Below are 17,249 nucleotides of genomic sequence, written 5' to 3' on the forward strand. Positions count from 1 at the left end.
GAGGAAGACAAACATGAGTAAATTACCGAAGGATTTTCTATGGGGCGGCGCACTTGCTGCACACCAATTTGAAGGCGGCTGGAATGCTGGTGGAAAAGGCCCAAGTGTTGTCGATGTTATGACAGCAGGTGCACATGGCGTAGCACGAAAAATTACCGATACAATTGAGGAAAATGAGTTTTATCCAAACCATGAAGCAATTGATTTTTATCATCACTATAAAGAGGATATTGCCTTGTTCGCAGAAATGGGCTTAAAATGCTTACGAACATCTATCGGCTGGAGCAGAATCTTCCCGAACGGTGACGAGGAAACACCAAATGAAGCAGGCTTACAATTTTATGATGATGTGTTTGACGAGCTGTTAAAGCATGGAATCGAACCGGTTATTACCCTTTCTCACTTTGAAATGCCGCTTCATTTAGCAAGAGAACTTGGCGGATTCCGCAATCGCAAAGTAGTTGATCACTTTGTGACATTTGCAGAGGCTTGCTTTGACCGCTACAAAGACAAAGTGAAATACTGGATGACCTTTAATGAAATCAATAACCAAATGGATGTTGACAACCCGCTCTTCCTTTGGACAAATTCAGGTGTTACGGTTCAAGAAGGCGAAAATCCTAAAGAAGTAATGTACCAAACAGGACATCATGAGCTAATTGCAAGTGCCCTTGCTGTAGCTGCTGGTAAAAAAATTAATCCTGCATTCCAAATTGGCGCAATGGTATCACATGTACCTATTTATCCATTCTCCTGCAATCCAGAAGACATCATGCTTGCAGAAGAAGAAATGAGACAACGCTACTTCTTCCCAGATGTACATGTACGCGGTGCTTATCCGAAATACGCTTTAAAAGAATTTGAACGTGAGGGCTATAACATCAAATTTGAAGAAGGCGATGATGAAATCCTACGTAACGGAACTGTTGATTACCTTGGCTTCAGCTACTATATGTCAACAACTGTTAAAAGTGATGTAGTCAATGACAACACTGGTGACATCGTGAACGGTGCCTTGCGTAATGGTGTGGAAAATCCATATATTAAATCAAGTGACTGGGGCTGGGCTATTGATCCGACTGGCTTGCGCTACACATTAAATCGTTTTTACGATCGCTACCAAATCCCTCTTTTCATTGTAGAAAACGGTTTTGGTGCAATTGACACGATTGGTGAAGATGGCTCCATTCATGACCCAGAAAGAATTCAATATTTAAAATCACATATCGAAGCATTAGAAAAAGCCGTTGAGTATGATGGTGTGGATCTAATTGGTTATACTCCGTGGGGAATCATTGATATCGTTTCCTTCACAACAGGAGAAATGAAAAAACGCTATGGTATGATTTATGTGGACCGTGATAATGAAGGAAACGGCAGCATGAAGCGTTATAAAAAGGAATCTTTTGCTTGGTATAAAAACGTTATTGAAACAAATGGTGAAGAACTGTAAAAAGCAATTAGAAAAAGAACCTGAACTAATACTGTTCAGGTTCTTTTTCTGTTTACGCAGATTTAATAAATAGTACCCACTTCTGTCATACCATGGATATATTCTCATCTTACAATGTATGTATATCACCGAACATCTACCACACACACCAAGCATGCATCGGTATAAAAAGAAAACAGGAGAGGCTATTATTCCCCTCCTGCTTTTATTAAGCATTTAAATCATAGCGCTTCCCTGTCACTAAATAAATGACATGCTCTGCAATATTAGTGGAGTGATCTGCCACTCTTTCAATATAACGGCATACAAAGGCTAGCTGTGTAATTTGGTTTGTGTTGTTAGGATTTTGCTGAAGATAGCCCATCAATTCCTTCACAAGCATGCCATACATTTCATCCACCTTATCGTCTTCCTCCGCACATTTTCTTGCCAAATCTACATCCTCCTGCAGAAAAGACTGCAAGGAATCGCTCAGCATTTTCAAAGCCATATCCATCATCTTTGGAATATCGACTATTTCCTTAATGAGCTTTTCATTGCCAATATGTAAGGTAGACTTGGCGATATTCACTGCATTGTCAGCAATCCGTTCCACCTCAGAGGATATTTTTAATGCAACGATAATTTTGCGCAGGTCCCTTGCCACAGGGGCTTCCATCGCAATGAGGGAAATAGCTTTATCGTTTATATCGTTCTCTAATTCATCTATGGCATTATCACGGTCTATAATATCTTTCGCCTGTTTGAGATCTTGTTTAATTAGCACATGGATACTATCTTGAATAGAGCTTTCCGTAAGACGAGCCATATCCATTAGCATATCCTTTAATTGGTTTAAGTTGCTGTCAAAATTTGATCTTATATTCATGAGTTTACTCACTCCTCTTATCCGAATCTTCCTGAAATATAGCCCTCTGTTCGGTCATCGGCCGGGTTGGAGAAGATCTTGGCTGTTTTGTCAAGCTCAATAAGCTCACCCATTAGAAAGAAGGCTGTTTTATCTGATACGCGTGATGCCTGCTGCATATTATGTGTGACAATAACAATCGTGTACTTTTGCTTAAGCTCAAGGATCAATTCCTCAATCTTTAAGGTGGAAATCGGGTCAAGCGCGGAAGTTGGTTCGTCCATCAACAGCACGTCTGGCTTTGTCGCTAACGCTCTTGCGATACATAGTCTTTGCTGCTGTCCGCCAGACAAGCCGAGTGCAGGCGCTGTAAGTCTATCCTTCACTTCCTCCCATAAAGCTACATCCTTTAGCGAGCTTTCGACAATCTTATTTAGTTCTTCCTTTTTCTTTATACCGTGAATTCTTGGACCATACGCAATATTATCAAAAATCGATTGCGGAAAAGGATTTCCTTTTTGGAAGACCATGCCTACCTTCTTCCTTAGTTCAACGAGGTCTAGTCTTTCCCTTAAAATATTTTGACCGTCAAAATTAATTTGTCCCGCCATTTTTACATTTGGTACATAGTTAATCATCAGGTTCAGCGTTTTAATAAAAGTCGATTTCCCGCAACCAGAAGGACCAATAATGGCAGTAACCTCTTTCTCGTTAATTGGAAAGTTGATGTTTTTTAACGCATGGTGGTCTCCGTACCATAAGTTAAGATCTACACAATCAAATATCGCCTTCACACCAGTATTTGTAGACAAATCTTTTCCTCCTCACCCAAACCGTCCAGAGATATACTCTTCCGTTTTCTGATTGGAAGGCGCTGTGAAAATCTTTTCTGTTACATCATATTCAATGAGATCACCAGAGAAAAAAAAGGCTGTTTTATCGGAAATACGAGAAGCCTGTGACATATTGTGCGTCACGATGATGATAGTATAATCATTCTTCAAATCCAGTATCAATTCCTCCACCTTTGCGTTAGAAATTGGATCTAATGCCGAAGAAGGTTCATCCAGCAGCATAACAGTCGGTTTCATCGCAATTGTTCTAGCAATACAAAGCCTTTGCTGCTGTCCGCCGGAAAGAGATAAAGCAGATTTGTGCAGACGGTCCTTTACTTCCTCCCAAAGTGCTGCTTTTGTTAAGCTTTCCTCGACAATTTGATCAAGCTCTGCCTTCCTTCTTATTCTATTGTATTTTAAAGCATGTGTAATATTATCATAAATGGATTTTGGAAAGGGATTTGGCTTTTGAAACACCATGCCAATTTCCTTGCGCAATGCTACCACATTAATATCGTCTGATAATAAATTAATGTCTTCGTAGAGAATTTCACCCTCCGCTCTCGCACCAGGTATAAGGTCATTCATACGATTAACCGTTCGCAAGAATGTTGATTTTCCGCAGCCAGACGGTCCAATAAGAGCTGTAATCGAGTTTTTTTCTATTTGCATGGAAATGCCATTAACTGCCCGTTTTTCTCCGTAAAAAAACTCCAAATTTTTTACATCTAAAATAGTTGTTGTCAACGTATTCACCAGCCTTCTATTTCGTTGCCGTGATTTTTTTATGAATAAGTGTGCCAATCCATCTTGCTAGCAGATTAAAAATTAGGACCGCTAAAATTAATACAGCAGAAGCACCATTGGAAACCTGCTCTATATCAGGAATTAATCCTTGTGTATTAACAGACCAAATATGAACAGCAAGCGTTTCGGCAGGTCGGAAAATATTTAATGGTGATCTGTCAGAAAACGGGTTCCAATCAAGATAATTCAATCTTGGAGTAGACAGACCTGCTGTAAATAACAGTGCTGCCGCTTCCCCAAAAACACGACCTGATGCTAATATTGCCCCTGTTAATATAGATGGAAAAGCACTTGGCAGGATTACTGTTTTAATGGTATGCCAATGAGTAATTCCTAAAGCAAGACTTCCTTCCTTCAGTTCTCTTGGAACCGTCCTAATCGCATCCTCACTAACCCTAACTAGTACAGGTAGGTTAAATACTGTTAAGGCTAACGCTCCACCTAAAATCGTATAGCCCCAGCCAGTTAAATTAACAAACATTAATAGTCCGAACATCCCAATAACAATCGATGGTAAAGAAGATAATACTTCAATACAGGAACGAATAATGTCTGTCACTTTTCCTGGTCGCGCATATTCGGCCATAAAAATCCCGCCGCCAATACCAAGTGGAAGGGAAATAATCATCGTAATAACAAGGATATATAAGGAATTAAATAGCTGATCTCGCACCCCGCCGCCTGCACGTACATTGCTTGAAGGGGATGTTAAGAAATCAAATGAAACGTACCGTAACCCATTAAAAAGAATATAAGCAAAAAGACCAACGAGAATGGATACAATCACAGCGGCAATGACTACCAATACGACAGTAGCAATACGGTCTGCTGTTTTACTGTTCATTACATTTTCCTCCTTGACGATACATAGCGAATGAGGATGATAAAGATGAATGACATAATAAGGAGAATTAATCCCATAGACCAAAGCGTATTATTTTCCACACTGCCATATGTTGTATGGCCCATATTCAAGGTGATAATTGTCGTTAATGTTGCGGCAGCATCAAGCAAACTTGATGGTATCACCTTCACATTACCGATAACCATTTGCACGGCTAACGCTTCGCCAAAAGCTCTTGCCATACCAAGAATGACTGCTGTTAACAGTGTTGGCAATGCTGCAGGGATAAGGACTTTGCGAATGGTCTGCCATCTTGTTGCACCTAAAGCATACGAGCCCTCACGGAGATTCTTTGGTAATGAGCTCATTGCATCTGTCGCAATACTCGTAATGGTTGGCAATATCATAATGGACAGTACGACAGTTCCAGCAAGCAAGCTAAACCCAAGTCCGCCAATATGATCACGAATGAAAGGTACAAGTACGGTTAAACCAATAAATCCATACACAACAGATGGAATACCAACAAGCAGCTCGATTACAGGCTGAATGATCTTTTTTCCCCAGGAAGGAGCTATCTCTGTCATAAAGATTGCTGCACCAATTCCAAGTGGGGCTGATACAAGTGCAGACAAAAACGTTACGGCAAAGGAACCAAAAATAAATGGCAGTACACCAAACTTCGGGTTCGCTTTATCGGTCGGATTCCAATCCGTGCTTGTCAGAAATTCAGTAAGACTGATTCCGTTTTTAATAAACGATTGTAGTCCTTTTACACCAAGGAATATCGTAATGGAAATAGTGACGGCAATCATGATAACGGCACATAATGTTACCAAGACTTTTCCGCGAAACTCATTCCCAAGGCCGGTTTTTCCTGATTTTAATAATCTTTGTTTTGCAGGAATCGTTTTTTCTTCCATGCCGAAATTTACCCCTTTACAGAAACAGGGTAAATGCTTTTCATGCATTTACCCTGTTCAATTTTTAAAGATTTTTTAGATTACCTTCAGCATCTCTTTCTACCTTCATTTCCGTAACAGGCAAGTAGCCTTGTTCCTTGAGTAATGTGCTTTGAATATCATCTGACATCACGTAATCAAGGAACGATTTTCCAAGACCTTTTGCTTCACTCTTTGTGTAAGAATGCTGGTATGCCCAAATAGGGAATTTTCCAGTTTGCACATTTTCCTCTTTTGCCTCTACTCCATCAACAGACAATGCTTTTACGGAATCATCTGTAAAATATGAGAAAGCCAGATAACCGACAGCACCTTCTGTTTCTTTAAGGATTTTCTTTACCGTATTAGAGGAATCCTCTGTAATTCCCTCAGCAGGTGTAGCACCATCTAATCCAAATTTATTAAAAACAGCACGAGTTCCTGAAGAATCTGGGCGGTTCACAAGGACAATCTTTTGATCCTTGCCACCAACGTCCTTCCAGTTTGTGATTTTACCAGTAAAAATCTTAATTAAATCTTCCTTTGAAATATCCGTAATACCAACATTCGGATTTACTGCAGCAGCAATACCAACAACCGCTACTTTATGATCAACCAGCTTCGCTGCATCAATGCCTTCCTTTTCTTCTGCATACACATCAGAGTTTCCAATATCGACAGATCCTTCCGAAACTTGAGACAAGCCTGTACCAGAACCGCCTGCGTTTACTTGAATGTCCGCATTTGGATTCTCTGCCATAAATTCCTCTGCTGCAGCAGCAATTAACGGCTGCATGGCAGACGAACCAGAAACAACAAGAGAACCAGAGTTTCCATCGTCACTATCTGTATTATTCTTACCTCCACCACATCCAGTGGCAATCACCATTAATGCTAACACCATTAAAACGTAGCCTAGTTGTTTTATACTTTTCATGGTAATCCTCCTATGTAGACAAGATTTGATTTTTTACTAATGAATGCACATGTAAAAAGAAAATTTTCACAAACTTAGTATGTGTTACAAAATAAGTAGTTATTATCTATATTCCTACTCATTTAATGCCAAATTTTAGGTATGCAGAGATTCGCCCTCAGACGAAATTAACTTCATCTTCACGTATCTACGTTCATTTAATTTCCTTCTAGAGCTTTCTAGAAACGACCTGTTTTATGCGGATATCAACCATTTAATTTCAGCTTGTTACGAAGTCCATTTTGAAATAATGCTGTTTTTTTTATATAAATAGGGCTTTAATGCTTCTCTTTTAAGCTGACTTCCGATAATATATAGTTATCGGAAGTCAAGAAATACAGTTAGGAGAGGAAAAATGCTCGTTCCAGACAATAAAAACACCCCCGCATTCAGCAAGCAGCAAATGGACAAAATAAACTATTATATCTCCCACTCGAAAAGCAGCAATACGAAAAAGAGCTATTATGCGGATTGGAAGCATTTCACCGATTGGTGCACATTACATAATGTTTCACCCCTTCCAGCTGAGGTAGAAACGATTTGCTTCTACTTAACAGAGCTGGCAGAAACTCATCGGTTCTCGACACTAAGACGACGGATTGCTTCTATAAGTGAGGCACATAAAATGAGCATGCATGTCAGTCCGACAAAAAGCTTAGAAGTGATTGCACTGATGGATGGAATACGCAGAGAAAAAGGCTCACGGCAAAAGCCGAAGAAAGCATTGATGCTTCAAAATCTGCCTGATTTAATAAGTGAGATTGATACATCGACATTAGCAGGTGTCCGAGATAAAGCGATTATTCTTTTAGGCTTTGCCCTTGCAAGCAGACGGTCAGAGTTAGTGGCGATAAATGTGGATGATTTGGAGTTTCATGATTTTGGCATGGACGTTAGTGTACGGGATACGAAAACGAGAAACGATGATTTGATTAAAGGGGTTGTGTTTTCGAATAATGATTATTGCCCTGTGAAAGCAACAGAGGATTGGATCGAAACTGCCAAGCTTTTTAATGGAGCATTGTTCCGGTCGATTGATCGACACGGCAATATGAAGGGACGCCTTAGTGATAAGTCCATTTCATTAATCATTAAGAAGTATGTTGCATTAGCTGGCATGGACCCAAGACAATTTGGCGGGCACAGCCTGCGGAGCGGATTATCGACAAGTGCGGCGATGATGGGCATGACCGATATTGCCATCATGAAACAGACTGGTCATAAAACAAGAGAAATGGTTGATCGGTATGTACAGGCAGGGCAAAGGTATCGGAATAATGCGAGTAGTGTTTTGCGGAATTTGTGAATGTGGAAATTTGCTATATATAATGGAAGAAACTCGGTTTTTTTTCGGTGTTTTTCATTAAAAAGGAGAAATGGATGGTGCTCCATTTCTCCTTTTTGTTTTATAACTGTGCACCGTTTGTCTCAATCACTTTTTTATACCAATAAAACGAGTCCTTTTTGATTCTGTCATAAGAACCATTACCTAAATCATCTGCATCAACATAGATAAAGCCATAGCGTTTTGACATTTGAGAGGTGGACGCACTAACGATATCAATACAGCCCCATGAAGTATAGCCGAACATTTCGACTCCTTCCTTGCAGGCAAGATTCATTTGCTCAAAATGCTTGCGGAAGTAATCGATGCGATACTCATCATGGACCTTGCCATCGACTAATTCATCAATCGAGCCAATCCCATTTTCGACGACAAACAATGGTAAGTGATAACGATCATACAAATCAATCAGTGATATGCGTAAACCGACAGGGTCTACTTGCCAGCCCCAGTCACTAATATCTAAGTAGGGATTTTTTACGCTCGTAATTAAATTGCCACCAACCTTTTCCATTTTATCTTCATTTACGCTTTTAATCATCGACATATAGTAGCTGAAGGAAACAAAGTCAACGGTATGCTGTTTTAATATTTCATCGTCTCCTGCGAGTTTATCAATGATAATATCATTTTCTGCCAAATAACGCTTCATGAACAGCGGATATTCGCCAAATACCTGGACATCTGCATAGAAGGAGTTATCTCGATTATGTCTTTGCGCAAGCAGGACATCCTCTGGATTAGAGGTTAATGGGTAAGCTAGCGTTTTTGTCAGCATACAGCCAACCTGTGCATTTTCAATCATTTCATGTGCGTATTTCGTTGCTAAGCTGCTTGCGACAAATTGATGGTGCAAGGCTTGGTAGATCGCTGCCTCTGCCTCTTTTTTGCTTGCATACTTTTCTTCAACAACACCAACTGTTGTGAATGGATGTCTAAAGACACTGTCAATTTCATTAAAGGTTAGCCAGTATTTCACATACTCTCCAAAGTGTTCAAAGCAAACCTTCGAATAGGTAACAAACATATCCACTACCTCACGTGAAACCCAGCCATCATAATGATTAACTAAATAAAGCGGCATCTCGTAATGAGACAGGGTAACAAGTGGTTCGATTTTTCGTTTGCGCATTTCTTTAAAAAGACGTACATAGTAATCAATGCCCGCTTGAATCGGCTCTTCTTCTGTTCCTGTTGGAAAAAGCCTTGTCCAAGCAATCGAAACCCTTAAAACCTTCATGCCCATTTCTTCCATTAACGCTAAATCCTCTTCATAGCGATGATAAAAGTCAATGCCCCGTCTTTTCGGATAATAAACAGTATCATCTGTTTGCATGGCTTCTTCTATTTGCTCTGGACTAACATGCCACTGACTGACATAATCGCTTTTATCAATGTTGGGCTTATACATTGCTACATCTGCGACAGACATTCCCTTGCCGTCTTTATCCCAAGCACCCTCTGCTTGGTTTGCTGCAATCGCTCCACCCCATAAAAAACCTTTTGGAAAATAACTTTTCTCTGCCATTTATATCTGCCCCTTTTCATCTGCTGCTGGAAGCTCAAGGCTAGCACCATTTGTTTCAATAATCTTTTTATAATAATGGAAGCTTTCTTTCTTTAAACGTTTCATACTGCCACTGCCGTCATTTTGCTTATCAACATAGATAAAGCCATAGCGTTTTTCCATTTCACCTGTTCCGGCTGAGACAATATCAATCGGTCCCCACCATGTATAGCCAATAATATTGCAGCCATCCTTGATTGCCTCTGCCATCATTTCTACATGGTCCTTTAAATAGACCATTCTGTCTCGATCGTCAATTTTCCCATCGACTACCTTGTCATGCAGGCCAATTCCGTTTTCTACGATAAAGAGCGGCTTTTGATAGCGATCTGTCAGTTCATTACATACATAGCGAAGTGCTAATGGATCAATCGGCCATCCCCAAGGAGTTTCCTGTAAATACGGATTTTTTTTGCCTATGATGCCACCCGTATTTCCAAGAATCTTCATGCCTGCTTCATGTAGAGAACTGCGATAGAAGCTGAAGCCAAGATAGTCACACACACCCTCTTTAATTACAGCTAAGTCTTCACTTGGTATAGTTAAATTCAATTCATGTTCTTCTACTATTCTATTAAAGTAAGCCGGATACTCTCCTCTTAATTGCACATCACTGTAAAATAACGATCTTCTTCTTAGCTCATTTGCTGCAAATATATCCTCTGGATTACATGTTGCTGGATATACCGGGCTTAATGAAAGCATACAGCCAATCTGATTTTCGTTATCGACTTGATGACCAATTAAAACAGCCTTTGCGCTTGCCACAAACATATGGTGACTTGCATGATACATATCCTCAAGCTTTTCTTTTTCATCTACATCACCAATATGAAGTCCTGCACCTAAAAGTGGAAGCGTATGGGTATGGTTTATTTCATTAAACGTCATCCAATACTTAACTAACCCTTTGTAGCGATTAAAGACAACTTCACAATATCTTTCAAAGAAGCTAATCAGCTTGCGGTTCTTCCAGCCACCATATGCCTTCACTAAATGAAGCGGTGTTTCAAAATGGGATAAGGTAATGACTGGCTCGATGTTGTAAGACTTTAATGTTTGAAACATATCCTCATAGAAGGCAAGGCCTTTCTCATTTGGTTCTTGTTCATCTCCATTTGGAAAGATTCTGCTCCACGCAATCGATGTGCGGAAGCATTTCAAGCCAATCTCTGCTAATAATGCAATATCCTCTTTGTATGTGTGGTAAAAATCAATCGCCTCATGGCTTGGATAAAACACGCCATCTCGCACCTCTAGCTTTAAATCATCGAATCTATTTTTTCCAACTGGCAGAATATCTGAAACACTTAACCCTTTGCCATCCTCTAGATATGCTCCCTCTGCTTGATTAGCAGCAATCGCACCGCCCCATAAAAACCCTTCTGGAAATTTACTCATATTGTTGCACCTCCACTGTTATTCCATTTCATTAAAGGCACAAAGTCCTTAGCATGGTTTTTGATAATGTCTGCTTGCGCTGCTTCTGGCACATTCGTAAAAATCATCATCGTTGTCGGATCAAACCCTGCTTCTTTTATTACTTCTAAATCAAACTCTGCCAGCACTTGACCTTTTTCAACTTTATCACCGACTTTTACCTTAGGCTTAAATCCTTTGCCGTTTAACTCGACTGTATTAATACCAATATGAAGCAGGATTTCTACACCAGAAGAGGAAGTAATCCCAAATGCATGACCTGTTGGGAAAGCGACCTCAACTGTACCTGAAACTGGTGCATAAAGAATGCCTTTCTCTGGTATAATCGCAATCCCATCTCCCATAGCACGAGAGGAGAAAACTTCATCTTTCACCTCATCAAGGGAAATAGCATGACCAATAACAGGCAACTGAATTTTAGAAGGATCTGCATCTGCAGTCGGTTTAATCTCTATCTCATCTTCCTTAATCCCAATAAAGTAGGTTAGTGCAGCACTTAAGATAAAGGCGCCTGCTATACCGATAACATAATAGATAAATGTATCTCCAAGAAAGGCAGGCAATGTTGTTATTGCTGGGAAAACATAAACAATTGCTTTGGTTTGCATCGCACCCATAAAGGCACCCATAATTCCGCCGGCAATCGCTTGAGCTATAAGCGGTCGCTTAAAGCGAACAGATAAGCCGTATACGATTGGCTCTGTGATGCCACCAAGTAATGCTGGCAGAATCGAAGACAATGCTAATGTTTTCGTCCCTTTGTTTCTGCTTCGTAAGAATACGCCAAGGGCAACACCGGCACTTGCAAACGTAGCTGCTGCAATCATTGGACGAAGTGTATCAAAGCCATATGTGGAGAGGTTATTGATCATAATTGGCACAATGCCCCAATGGATACCGAGCATCACTAAGAATGTCCAGCCTGCACCAATCACTAATCCAGCTAATAAACCACTCTTACTGCTAATAAAGTTCATCAAGTCGCCAAGCCCATTCCCTAAACCAACACCAATTGGACCGATGACCATAACTGTTAACGGAACCATGATTAATAACGCAACCATCGATAATGCAAAAATTTGAATGCTTTTTGGAATAAAGCGCTTTAAAAGCTTCTCTAAATGAGAGTAAACATAGATGGCAACAATGGCAGGAATAACTGTTCCTGAATAACTCATAAGAACTGCAGGTATGCCAAGGAAGTCAACTGTCACACCATTCTCTGTCACAAGCCCTGTGAAATTCGGTTCTAATAATGCGGCAACGATTGCTAATGCTACGAACTGATTTACCTTAAATACTCTTGCTGCACTCACAGCAAGAAATAATGGTAGAAAGTAAAAGACACTATTGCCTGCAGCAGATAAAATTTTATACGTACTGCCTTCTGCATCTAAAATATGATATTGAGATAATAGCACTAATAGAGCTTTCGTCATTCCCGCACCGGCTAAAGCAATGATAATCGGATTAAATATGGATGAGATTACGTTGAAGAAGCGTATGAAAATATTGCCTGATTTCTCTTCTTTTTCGTCCTGTGACACATCATCACTATCTGAACCAAGTGCACTTTTTATTTTGTATTTATTCATGATATACTGATACACGTCAGCAACTTCATTACCAATCACCACCTGGAATTGACCATTGGCCTCAACAATGGACAGAACACCTGGCAGATCTTGAATTTTGGCCTTATTTGCTTTAGCAATATCAGCATCCTTTAACTTAAAACGTAATCTTGTCACACAATGGTACAGGCTCACAATATTTTGTTCCCCACCAACGCTGTCAATGATTTCCTGCGAAAGCTTACCATAATCTTTTGACATATTGAACGCTCCCTTTACTTTATGAAGTTTTTCTTTGCACATTTACTATAACAATTTAGTTAACGCTTTCATTAAAATTTCGATTTTTGGAAACCGTTACATTATATAAGGAGATTAAAAAATGGGGCAATTAATTTTACGATTACTTGTTGTGCTTAATAATGAGAAATTAGATTCTACCAACTATCACATTGCGATGACTTTATTGAATCATTATCATAATATAAACACTTTAAGCATTACAGAGGTTGCAAAGCTATGTAATGTATCTAAGTCAACTGTATCTAAATTTGCGCGTTCGATTGGCTTTGACGATTATTTTGATTTGAAGGACGCGGCCGTCTTTATTGAAAATCGCTTTCAAAATGATTTAAATTATGTCTCAAACATCCTTTCATCCATTGAGAGACTTGGAACAGAAAGCTATTTTGATGCCATTATCAAAGATATCGAAGCATACAAAAATCAAATTGATTTAGATGCTATCGATCGATTAGCAAGTGATCTATTAAACTACGAAAACGTAGCTGCCTTTGGATTACTATTCTCTGAATCAGCAGCAATTGATTTACAATATAAATTAGCATATAACGGCAAATTCATTGTGACATTCCAAAGTGATATAAAGCAGGAGGAGTATATTGAGCAAGCAAACGAGGATACGCTTATCATTATTTTCTCCAATTCAGGGAATTTCTTAGCGAAACAACAGCTGCGAGCAGGAACACCAAAAAAGAATGTATTCAAGCATACAAAAGCAAAAATCGTAGCCGTCACATCTAATACAGAAGTGAAGGATTATCCGTTCGTCGCCGATGGCATTTACTTTCCACATCAAACAGAAATCCAGACACATGCGGTGCTGTATCAGATTATTATGGATATGCTTGTGAGCAGGTTTCGGTATTATCGTAAGTTGGAGCAGGTAGAATAGGGAAATTAGAAAACAATTAGCTAGCATGTCTAATTGTTTTTTTAAATTGGATTTGAAGTTGTTCCATTTTTCTAATGGAGCTATTTTAATGGAAAACGTATAGTATAGAAGAAATGCGGAATTGTACTTGTAGATTATGGGAGTCAAAACGAAGGTAGTTAAAAGGAAAAATGATAACCTGTTTTCATGGATTAATTGCGTTACAAGGTTACACCCCAACCAGGAGCAATGCTTATTCCATGCTCCTGTTCTTCATCATGCCTTATATCGGATTTGTTGGTTCAGAATAGAACTCAACCAAATCACCTCTCGCCATTCCCTTTGTATATTCGATAATTTCACCTGAAAGATCATGGGTTGTACCCTCTGTTAATAAGCATGGACTTTCACTTTTGATATTCAGCAATTGGCTTTCCTTCTGGTCTGAAAAGGAAATTCGCATCCGCTGTTTTTGCTTAACTAATGTTATGTCGTATTGGTCTTTTAACACTTGATATAAGGAAACATTCTCTTCCATATGCTTTTCAATCCCAGTACAAAACTTATAGGGAATTACACTGAGTTCAATCACAACTGGTGTTCCATCAACAATTCTTAGTCTTTGTAAGCAAAAGATTTCTTCTCCTTGTGAAATCTCTAATGTTTTTGCCATAAATTCATTGGCTTTCTCTCTTTTCATATAAATCGTTTTAGTAGAGGGTTTCAGCCCTTTATCCAACATCCCTTTTGTGAAGCTGTTTACGGAAATAAAGTTATATTGTATCCTTTTGTTGGTAATAAATGTGCCGACTCTTTCTCTGCGTTCAACAAAGCCTTCCTTTTCCAAAACGGAAATAGCATGTCTTGCGGTCATTCTGCTGATTTTGTGAATTTCCGCCAATTCCCGCTCTGACGGCAGTTTGTCACCATGCTTTAATGTTCCGTTACTGATTTCTTCGATTATTTTTGTTTTGATTTGCTGATAATATGGAATATCTTCCTCTATCTCTTTCATTTAGCAACTCCTCACATTTACCCATTTCTAGGAAACTCCTTATTATAATGATACTCTTATTCTATCAAAGAAAAAAAGAAGCTTTAAATAAAAAGCCCCAAAATGTCTATACATTCACAGATAAATCTTTTTTTAAGCCATATCCAAAAGCACCATAGCTTTCACAAACCTTTGCAGCCGCCGTGGCTGCAACGTGCATCGCTTCTTGAGCATTACGGGATTGGTGGAATTGTGTTAAAAACATGGCAATAAACGAATCCCCGGCTCCAAGCGTATCAATCACATTGGCATTGATAATTGGCTGTTCAAAAATATGACCATCAGCAAGTAATAATGACCCTTCAGCTCCTCTTGTTATGCCAACAAATGGAGTTCCCAATTCATTCACATGGTGCATAAACGTAATACACTCTGATTTTGTTAGATCACTACCAGAGAAAAAGGCGTATTGAATATGCGGGCAAATTGTTTGGATATATTCATCTTCGCGTCGTGATGAAAAATCAAACGAGATTGGCACCATTTCGGCCAAAACAGGCAGCTCTGTTTCAATACGGCTATAGACGCTTGTATGCATTAAGTCGTGTGAGGAAATGAAGTCCAGGTCCGCTTCCGTGAAGTTCAATTTAACAAGAGATTGAACCCCACCCTTATTAGAGCTAACGAAAACGCGATCACCATCGTCATTTAACGCAACGACAGATTCCCAGTTTGGTCCATATGCTTTTCTAATTCTTGAGACATCAATATTTTCTGAAACAAGACTTTTTAATACATGGTCACCTGCCGTATCATCACCTAATATTCCAATGTAGGAACTCTTTGTGACACCATTTCTTTTCGCTAAAACAGCCACATTTAATGCATTGCCGCCAGGGTAAATCTCACCTCGATCTTTATAAAAATCAACCACGTTATCACCAACACCAATTAACTTCATTCTATCCACCACCAATTTAGTCTTTAAAAGTAACACCCCTTCAATACGAAGGGGATTTTTTGCACCTATACGGCATTTCTAGTAAGAGTGTTCAAAAATTTATGGATGCGTTCATTTTTATTACTGGAATGGAAGAAGTGTTGAGGTGGCGCATCTTGAACAATCACCCCTTGGTCGATAAACACAATTCTGTCGCCAACCTCACGAGCAAAGCCCATTTCGTGCGTAACCACCACCATTGTCATACCTTCTAATGCCAGATTTTTCATGACAACAAGCACTTCCCCTACAAGCTCAGGATCTAATGCAGAAGTAGGCTCATCAAACAAGAGCATCTTCGGCTTCATCGCCAAAGCCCTAGCAATCGCAATCCGTTGCTGCTGCCCACCTGAAAGGGAGTGTGGATAGGCGTCCTGTTTATCTGACAGTCCTACTTTTTCAAGCAGTACCTTTGCTTCTTCAATAGCTGCTTCCTTTTTCATTTTTCTGACATGAATTGGTCCTTCAATGATATTTTCAAGCACTGTTTTATGTGCGAATAAATGAAAGCCTTGAAAGACCATGCCAATTTCTGTGCGGAATCTACTAAGTTCCTTTTCAGAGTATGGATGCTTTTTTCCTTTGCTTTCTTTAAATAAGATTGAGTTGCCTTCTAAAAGAATATCTCCGCCAGAAGGATATTCAAGCGCATTAATCATCCGGAGAAGCGTGCTTTTGCCGCTGCCGCTCGGACCAATTATTACGACAACCTCGCCTTTATTTACAGATAAATCGACCTCTTTTATAACCTCTTTTCCAGAGAAGGACTTTTTAATGCTGGCTAGCTGTAACATTCCGTTTTCCTCCCCGCTTTTCTAAATAATTAACTGCGATTGCAAGTGGATAATGCAGAATCCAGTAAATAATCGCTACAAGTGTAAAGATCAGCATATTCTGATAGGTCGAGGCAGCAAGCAGATTCCCTTGATGCATAACTTCAGTAACTGTAATAACAGCAGCTAATGACGAATTTTTGATCAAAATAATCGCTGAGTTGCCGATAGCAGGAAGAACATTACTGAATGCCTGGGGAAGAATAATCCTCCGCATCGCCTTTGAATAGTCCATGCCAACTGCCTTCGCAGCTTCCATTTGACCTGTTGGTACGGCTTTGATCCCAGCGCGGAAGGTTTCCGCTAAATAACCGCCCTCGTTAAAGGAAAGCGCAATAATCGCCGACTGAAACGCTGTCAGTGTTATGCCAAAGGAAGGAAATACAAAGTAAACGTACATCATCTGAACTAGTAAGGGAGTGCCTCTAACGATGCTGATATAGATACTACATATCCTATTAATCACTTTATTTTTCGATAATCTGCCCAATGCGACTATCAAACCCAGTATTAAGGACAAGATAAGCGACAGAATCGTTAATTCAATTGTAATGACAGTTCCTTGCAGCAAGCTTGGCATAAAATCAACAATATTTTCCCATATCGCATTCATTTATG

15 protein-coding genes and 1 pseudogene are annotated in these 17,249 nt (G+C 39.5%); 3 read left to right on the top strand and 13 right to left on the bottom strand.

Annotation, left to right across the window (positions count from 1 at the left end; translation table 11 throughout):
* The first annotated feature begins 13 nt into the window (after nucleotides 1–13).
* The gene (gene bglA, locus EM808_RS21145; protein WP_127740503.1) at nucleotides 14–1,453 is read left to right on the top strand and encodes a 6-phospho-beta-glucosidase BglA; all 1,440 of its coding nucleotides are present in this window, start codon (nucleotides 14–16) and stop codon (nucleotides 1,451–1,453) included.
* Nucleotides 1,454–1,661: 208 nt separating this feature from the next.
* Here the strand turns inward: bglA and phoU are convergent, their stop codons facing one another.
* The 6 genes and pseudogenes from phoU to EM808_RS21175 form a co-directional block, all read right to left on the bottom strand.
* Complete coding sequence (gene phoU, locus EM808_RS21150; RefSeq protein WP_127740505.1) at nucleotides 1,662–2,321, bottom strand: phosphate signaling complex protein PhoU; 660 nt, start codon at nucleotides 2,319–2,321, stop codon at nucleotides 1,662–1,664.
* 17 nt (nucleotides 2,322–2,338) lie between these two features.
* Nucleotides 2,339–3,112 carry a phosphate ABC transporter ATP-binding protein PstB gene (gene pstB / locus EM808_RS21155; RefSeq protein WP_127740507.1) on the bottom strand — a complete coding sequence of 258 codons (774 nt, stop codon included), beginning with the start codon at nucleotides 3,110–3,112 and terminating at the stop codon, nucleotides 2,339–2,341.
* A gap of 12 nt (nucleotides 3,113–3,124) precedes the next feature.
* A complete protein-coding gene (pstB, locus tag EM808_RS21160; protein ID WP_225314709.1) occupies nucleotides 3,125–3,883 on the bottom strand; it encodes a phosphate ABC transporter ATP-binding protein PstB in 759 nt (252 codons plus the stop codon).
* A gap of 16 nt (nucleotides 3,884–3,899) precedes the next feature.
* A complete protein-coding gene (gene pstA, locus EM808_RS21165) occupies nucleotides 3,900–4,787 on the bottom strand; it encodes a phosphate ABC transporter permease PstA (RefSeq protein ID WP_127740509.1) in 888 nt (295 codons plus the stop codon).
* Nucleotides 4,787–5,678: pseudogene (pstC, locus tag EM808_RS21170) on the bottom strand (phosphate ABC transporter permease subunit PstC). Before pstC ends, pstA begins: the two are co-directional and overlap by 1 nt.
* A 96-nt stretch (nucleotides 5,679–5,774) precedes the next feature.
* Complete coding sequence (locus tag EM808_RS21175; RefSeq protein WP_127740513.1) at nucleotides 5,775–6,665, bottom strand: phosphate ABC transporter substrate-binding protein; 891 nt, start codon at nucleotides 6,663–6,665, stop codon at nucleotides 5,775–5,777.
* 394 nt (nucleotides 6,666–7,059) lie between these two features.
* Between EM808_RS21175 and EM808_RS21180 the strand changes: the two genes are divergently transcribed.
* Nucleotides 7,060–8,010 carry a site-specific integrase gene (locus EM808_RS21180; RefSeq protein WP_127740515.1) on the top strand — a complete coding sequence of 317 codons (951 nt, stop codon included), beginning with the start codon at nucleotides 7,060–7,062 and terminating at the stop codon, nucleotides 8,008–8,010.
* Nucleotides 8,011–8,110: 100 nt separating this feature from the next.
* Here EM808_RS21180 and EM808_RS21185 read toward each other — a convergent pair whose 3' ends face one another.
* Genes EM808_RS21185 through EM808_RS21195 form a run of 3 tightly spaced genes read right to left on the bottom strand, consistent with a single transcriptional unit; the run spans nucleotide 8,111 to nucleotide 12,891 of the window.
* The gene (locus EM808_RS21185) at nucleotides 8,111–9,577 is read right to left on the bottom strand and encodes a glycoside hydrolase family 1 protein (RefSeq protein WP_127740517.1); all 1,467 of its coding nucleotides are present in this window, start codon (nucleotides 9,575–9,577) and stop codon (nucleotides 8,111–8,113) included.
* Entirely contained in the window at nucleotides 9,578–11,017 is a 1,440-nt protein-coding gene (locus tag EM808_RS21190; RefSeq protein ID WP_127740519.1) for a glycoside hydrolase family 1 protein, read from the bottom strand. It lies immediately after the preceding gene.
* On the bottom strand, nucleotides 11,014–12,891 hold the full coding sequence (locus EM808_RS21195; RefSeq protein ID WP_127740521.1) for a beta-glucoside-specific PTS transporter subunit IIABC: 1,878 nt from the start codon (nucleotides 12,889–12,891) through the stop codon (nucleotides 11,014–11,016). The genes EM808_RS21190 and EM808_RS21195 overlap by 4 nt, the downstream gene beginning before the upstream one ends.
* 121 nt (nucleotides 12,892–13,012) lie before the next feature.
* Here EM808_RS21195 and EM808_RS21200 point away from each other — a divergent pair, with 121 nt between their 5' ends.
* Entirely contained in the window at nucleotides 13,013–13,825 is an 813-nt protein-coding gene (locus tag EM808_RS21200) for a MurR/RpiR family transcriptional regulator (protein WP_127740522.1), read from the top strand.
* A 262-nt stretch (nucleotides 13,826–14,087) separates the two neighbouring features.
* Here EM808_RS21200 and EM808_RS21205 read toward each other — a convergent pair whose 3' ends face one another.
* From EM808_RS21205 to EM808_RS21220, 4 genes are all read right to left on the bottom strand, one after another.
* Nucleotides 14,088–14,819 carry a GntR family transcriptional regulator gene (locus tag EM808_RS21205; RefSeq protein ID WP_127740524.1) on the bottom strand — a complete coding sequence of 244 codons (732 nt, stop codon included), beginning with the start codon at nucleotides 14,817–14,819 and terminating at the stop codon, nucleotides 14,088–14,090.
* A 106-nt stretch (nucleotides 14,820–14,925) separates the two neighbouring features.
* The gene (locus EM808_RS21210; RefSeq protein WP_127740526.1) at nucleotides 14,926–15,759 is read right to left on the bottom strand and encodes a PfkB family carbohydrate kinase; all 834 of its coding nucleotides are present in this window, start codon (nucleotides 15,757–15,759) and stop codon (nucleotides 14,926–14,928) included.
* 65 nt (nucleotides 15,760–15,824) lie between these two features.
* Nucleotides 15,825–16,592 (bottom strand): amino acid ABC transporter ATP-binding protein, encoded by a 768-nt coding sequence (locus tag EM808_RS21215; RefSeq protein ID WP_127740528.1) that lies wholly within the window; start codon nucleotides 16,590–16,592, stop codon nucleotides 15,825–15,827.
* Nucleotides 16,570–17,244: an amino acid ABC transporter permease gene (locus EM808_RS21220; protein ID WP_127740530.1), complete on the bottom strand. Its 675-nt coding sequence runs from the start codon at nucleotides 17,242–17,244 to the stop codon at nucleotides 16,570–16,572. The genes EM808_RS21215 and EM808_RS21220 overlap by 23 nt, the downstream gene beginning before the upstream one ends.
* Nucleotides 17,245–17,249 lie beyond the last annotated feature (5 nt).

Source organism: Niallia taxi (assembly GCF_004005475.1).
In the GTDB taxonomy this organism is placed as follows: Bacteria; Bacillota; Bacilli; order Bacillales; family Cytobacillaceae; genus Niallia; species Niallia taxi.

Bases quoted from the DNA above. Each gene is read 5' to 3' on its own strand.
- phoU (WP_127740505.1), bottom strand. From the start codon at position 2,321: ATGAATATAAGATCAAATTTTGACAGCAACTTAAACCAATTAAAGGAT.
- EM808_RS21220 (WP_127740530.1), bottom strand. From the start codon at position 17,244: ATGAATGCGATATGGGAAAATATTGTTGATTTTATGCCAAGCTTGCTG.
- EM808_RS21215 (WP_127740528.1), bottom strand. From the start codon at position 16,592: ATGTTACAGCTAGCCAGCATTAAAAAGTCCTTCTCTGGAAAAGAGGTT.
- pstA (WP_127740509.1), bottom strand. From the start codon at position 4,787: ATGAACAGTAAAACAGCAGACCGTATTGCTACTGTCGTATTGGTAGTC.
- EM808_RS21175 (WP_127740513.1), bottom strand. From the start codon at position 6,665: ATGAAAAGTATAAAACAACTAGGCTACGTTTTAATGGTGTTAGCATTA.
- EM808_RS21200 (WP_127740522.1), top strand. From the start codon at position 13,013: ATGGGGCAATTAATTTTACGATTACTTGTTGTGCTTAATAATGAGAAA.
- EM808_RS21190 (WP_127740519.1), bottom strand. From the start codon at position 11,017: ATGAGTAAATTTCCAGAAGGGTTTTTATGGGGCGGTGCGATTGCTGCT.
- EM808_RS21210 (WP_127740526.1), bottom strand. From the start codon at position 15,759: ATGAAGTTAATTGGTGTTGGTGATAACGTGGTTGATTTTTATAAAGAT.
- bglA (WP_127740503.1), top strand. From the start codon at position 14: ATGAGTAAATTACCGAAGGATTTTCTATGGGGCGGCGCACTTGCTGCA.
- EM808_RS21195 (WP_127740521.1), bottom strand. From the start codon at position 12,891: ATGTCAAAAGATTATGGTAAGCTTTCGCAGGAAATCATTGACAGCGTT.
- EM808_RS21185 (WP_127740517.1), bottom strand. From the start codon at position 9,577: ATGGCAGAGAAAAGTTATTTTCCAAAAGGTTTTTTATGGGGTGGAGCG.
- EM808_RS21205 (WP_127740524.1), bottom strand. From the start codon at position 14,819: ATGAAAGAGATAGAGGAAGATATTCCATATTATCAGCAAATCAAAACA.
- EM808_RS21180 (WP_127740515.1), top strand. From the start codon at position 7,060: ATGCTCGTTCCAGACAATAAAAACACCCCCGCATTCAGCAAGCAGCAA.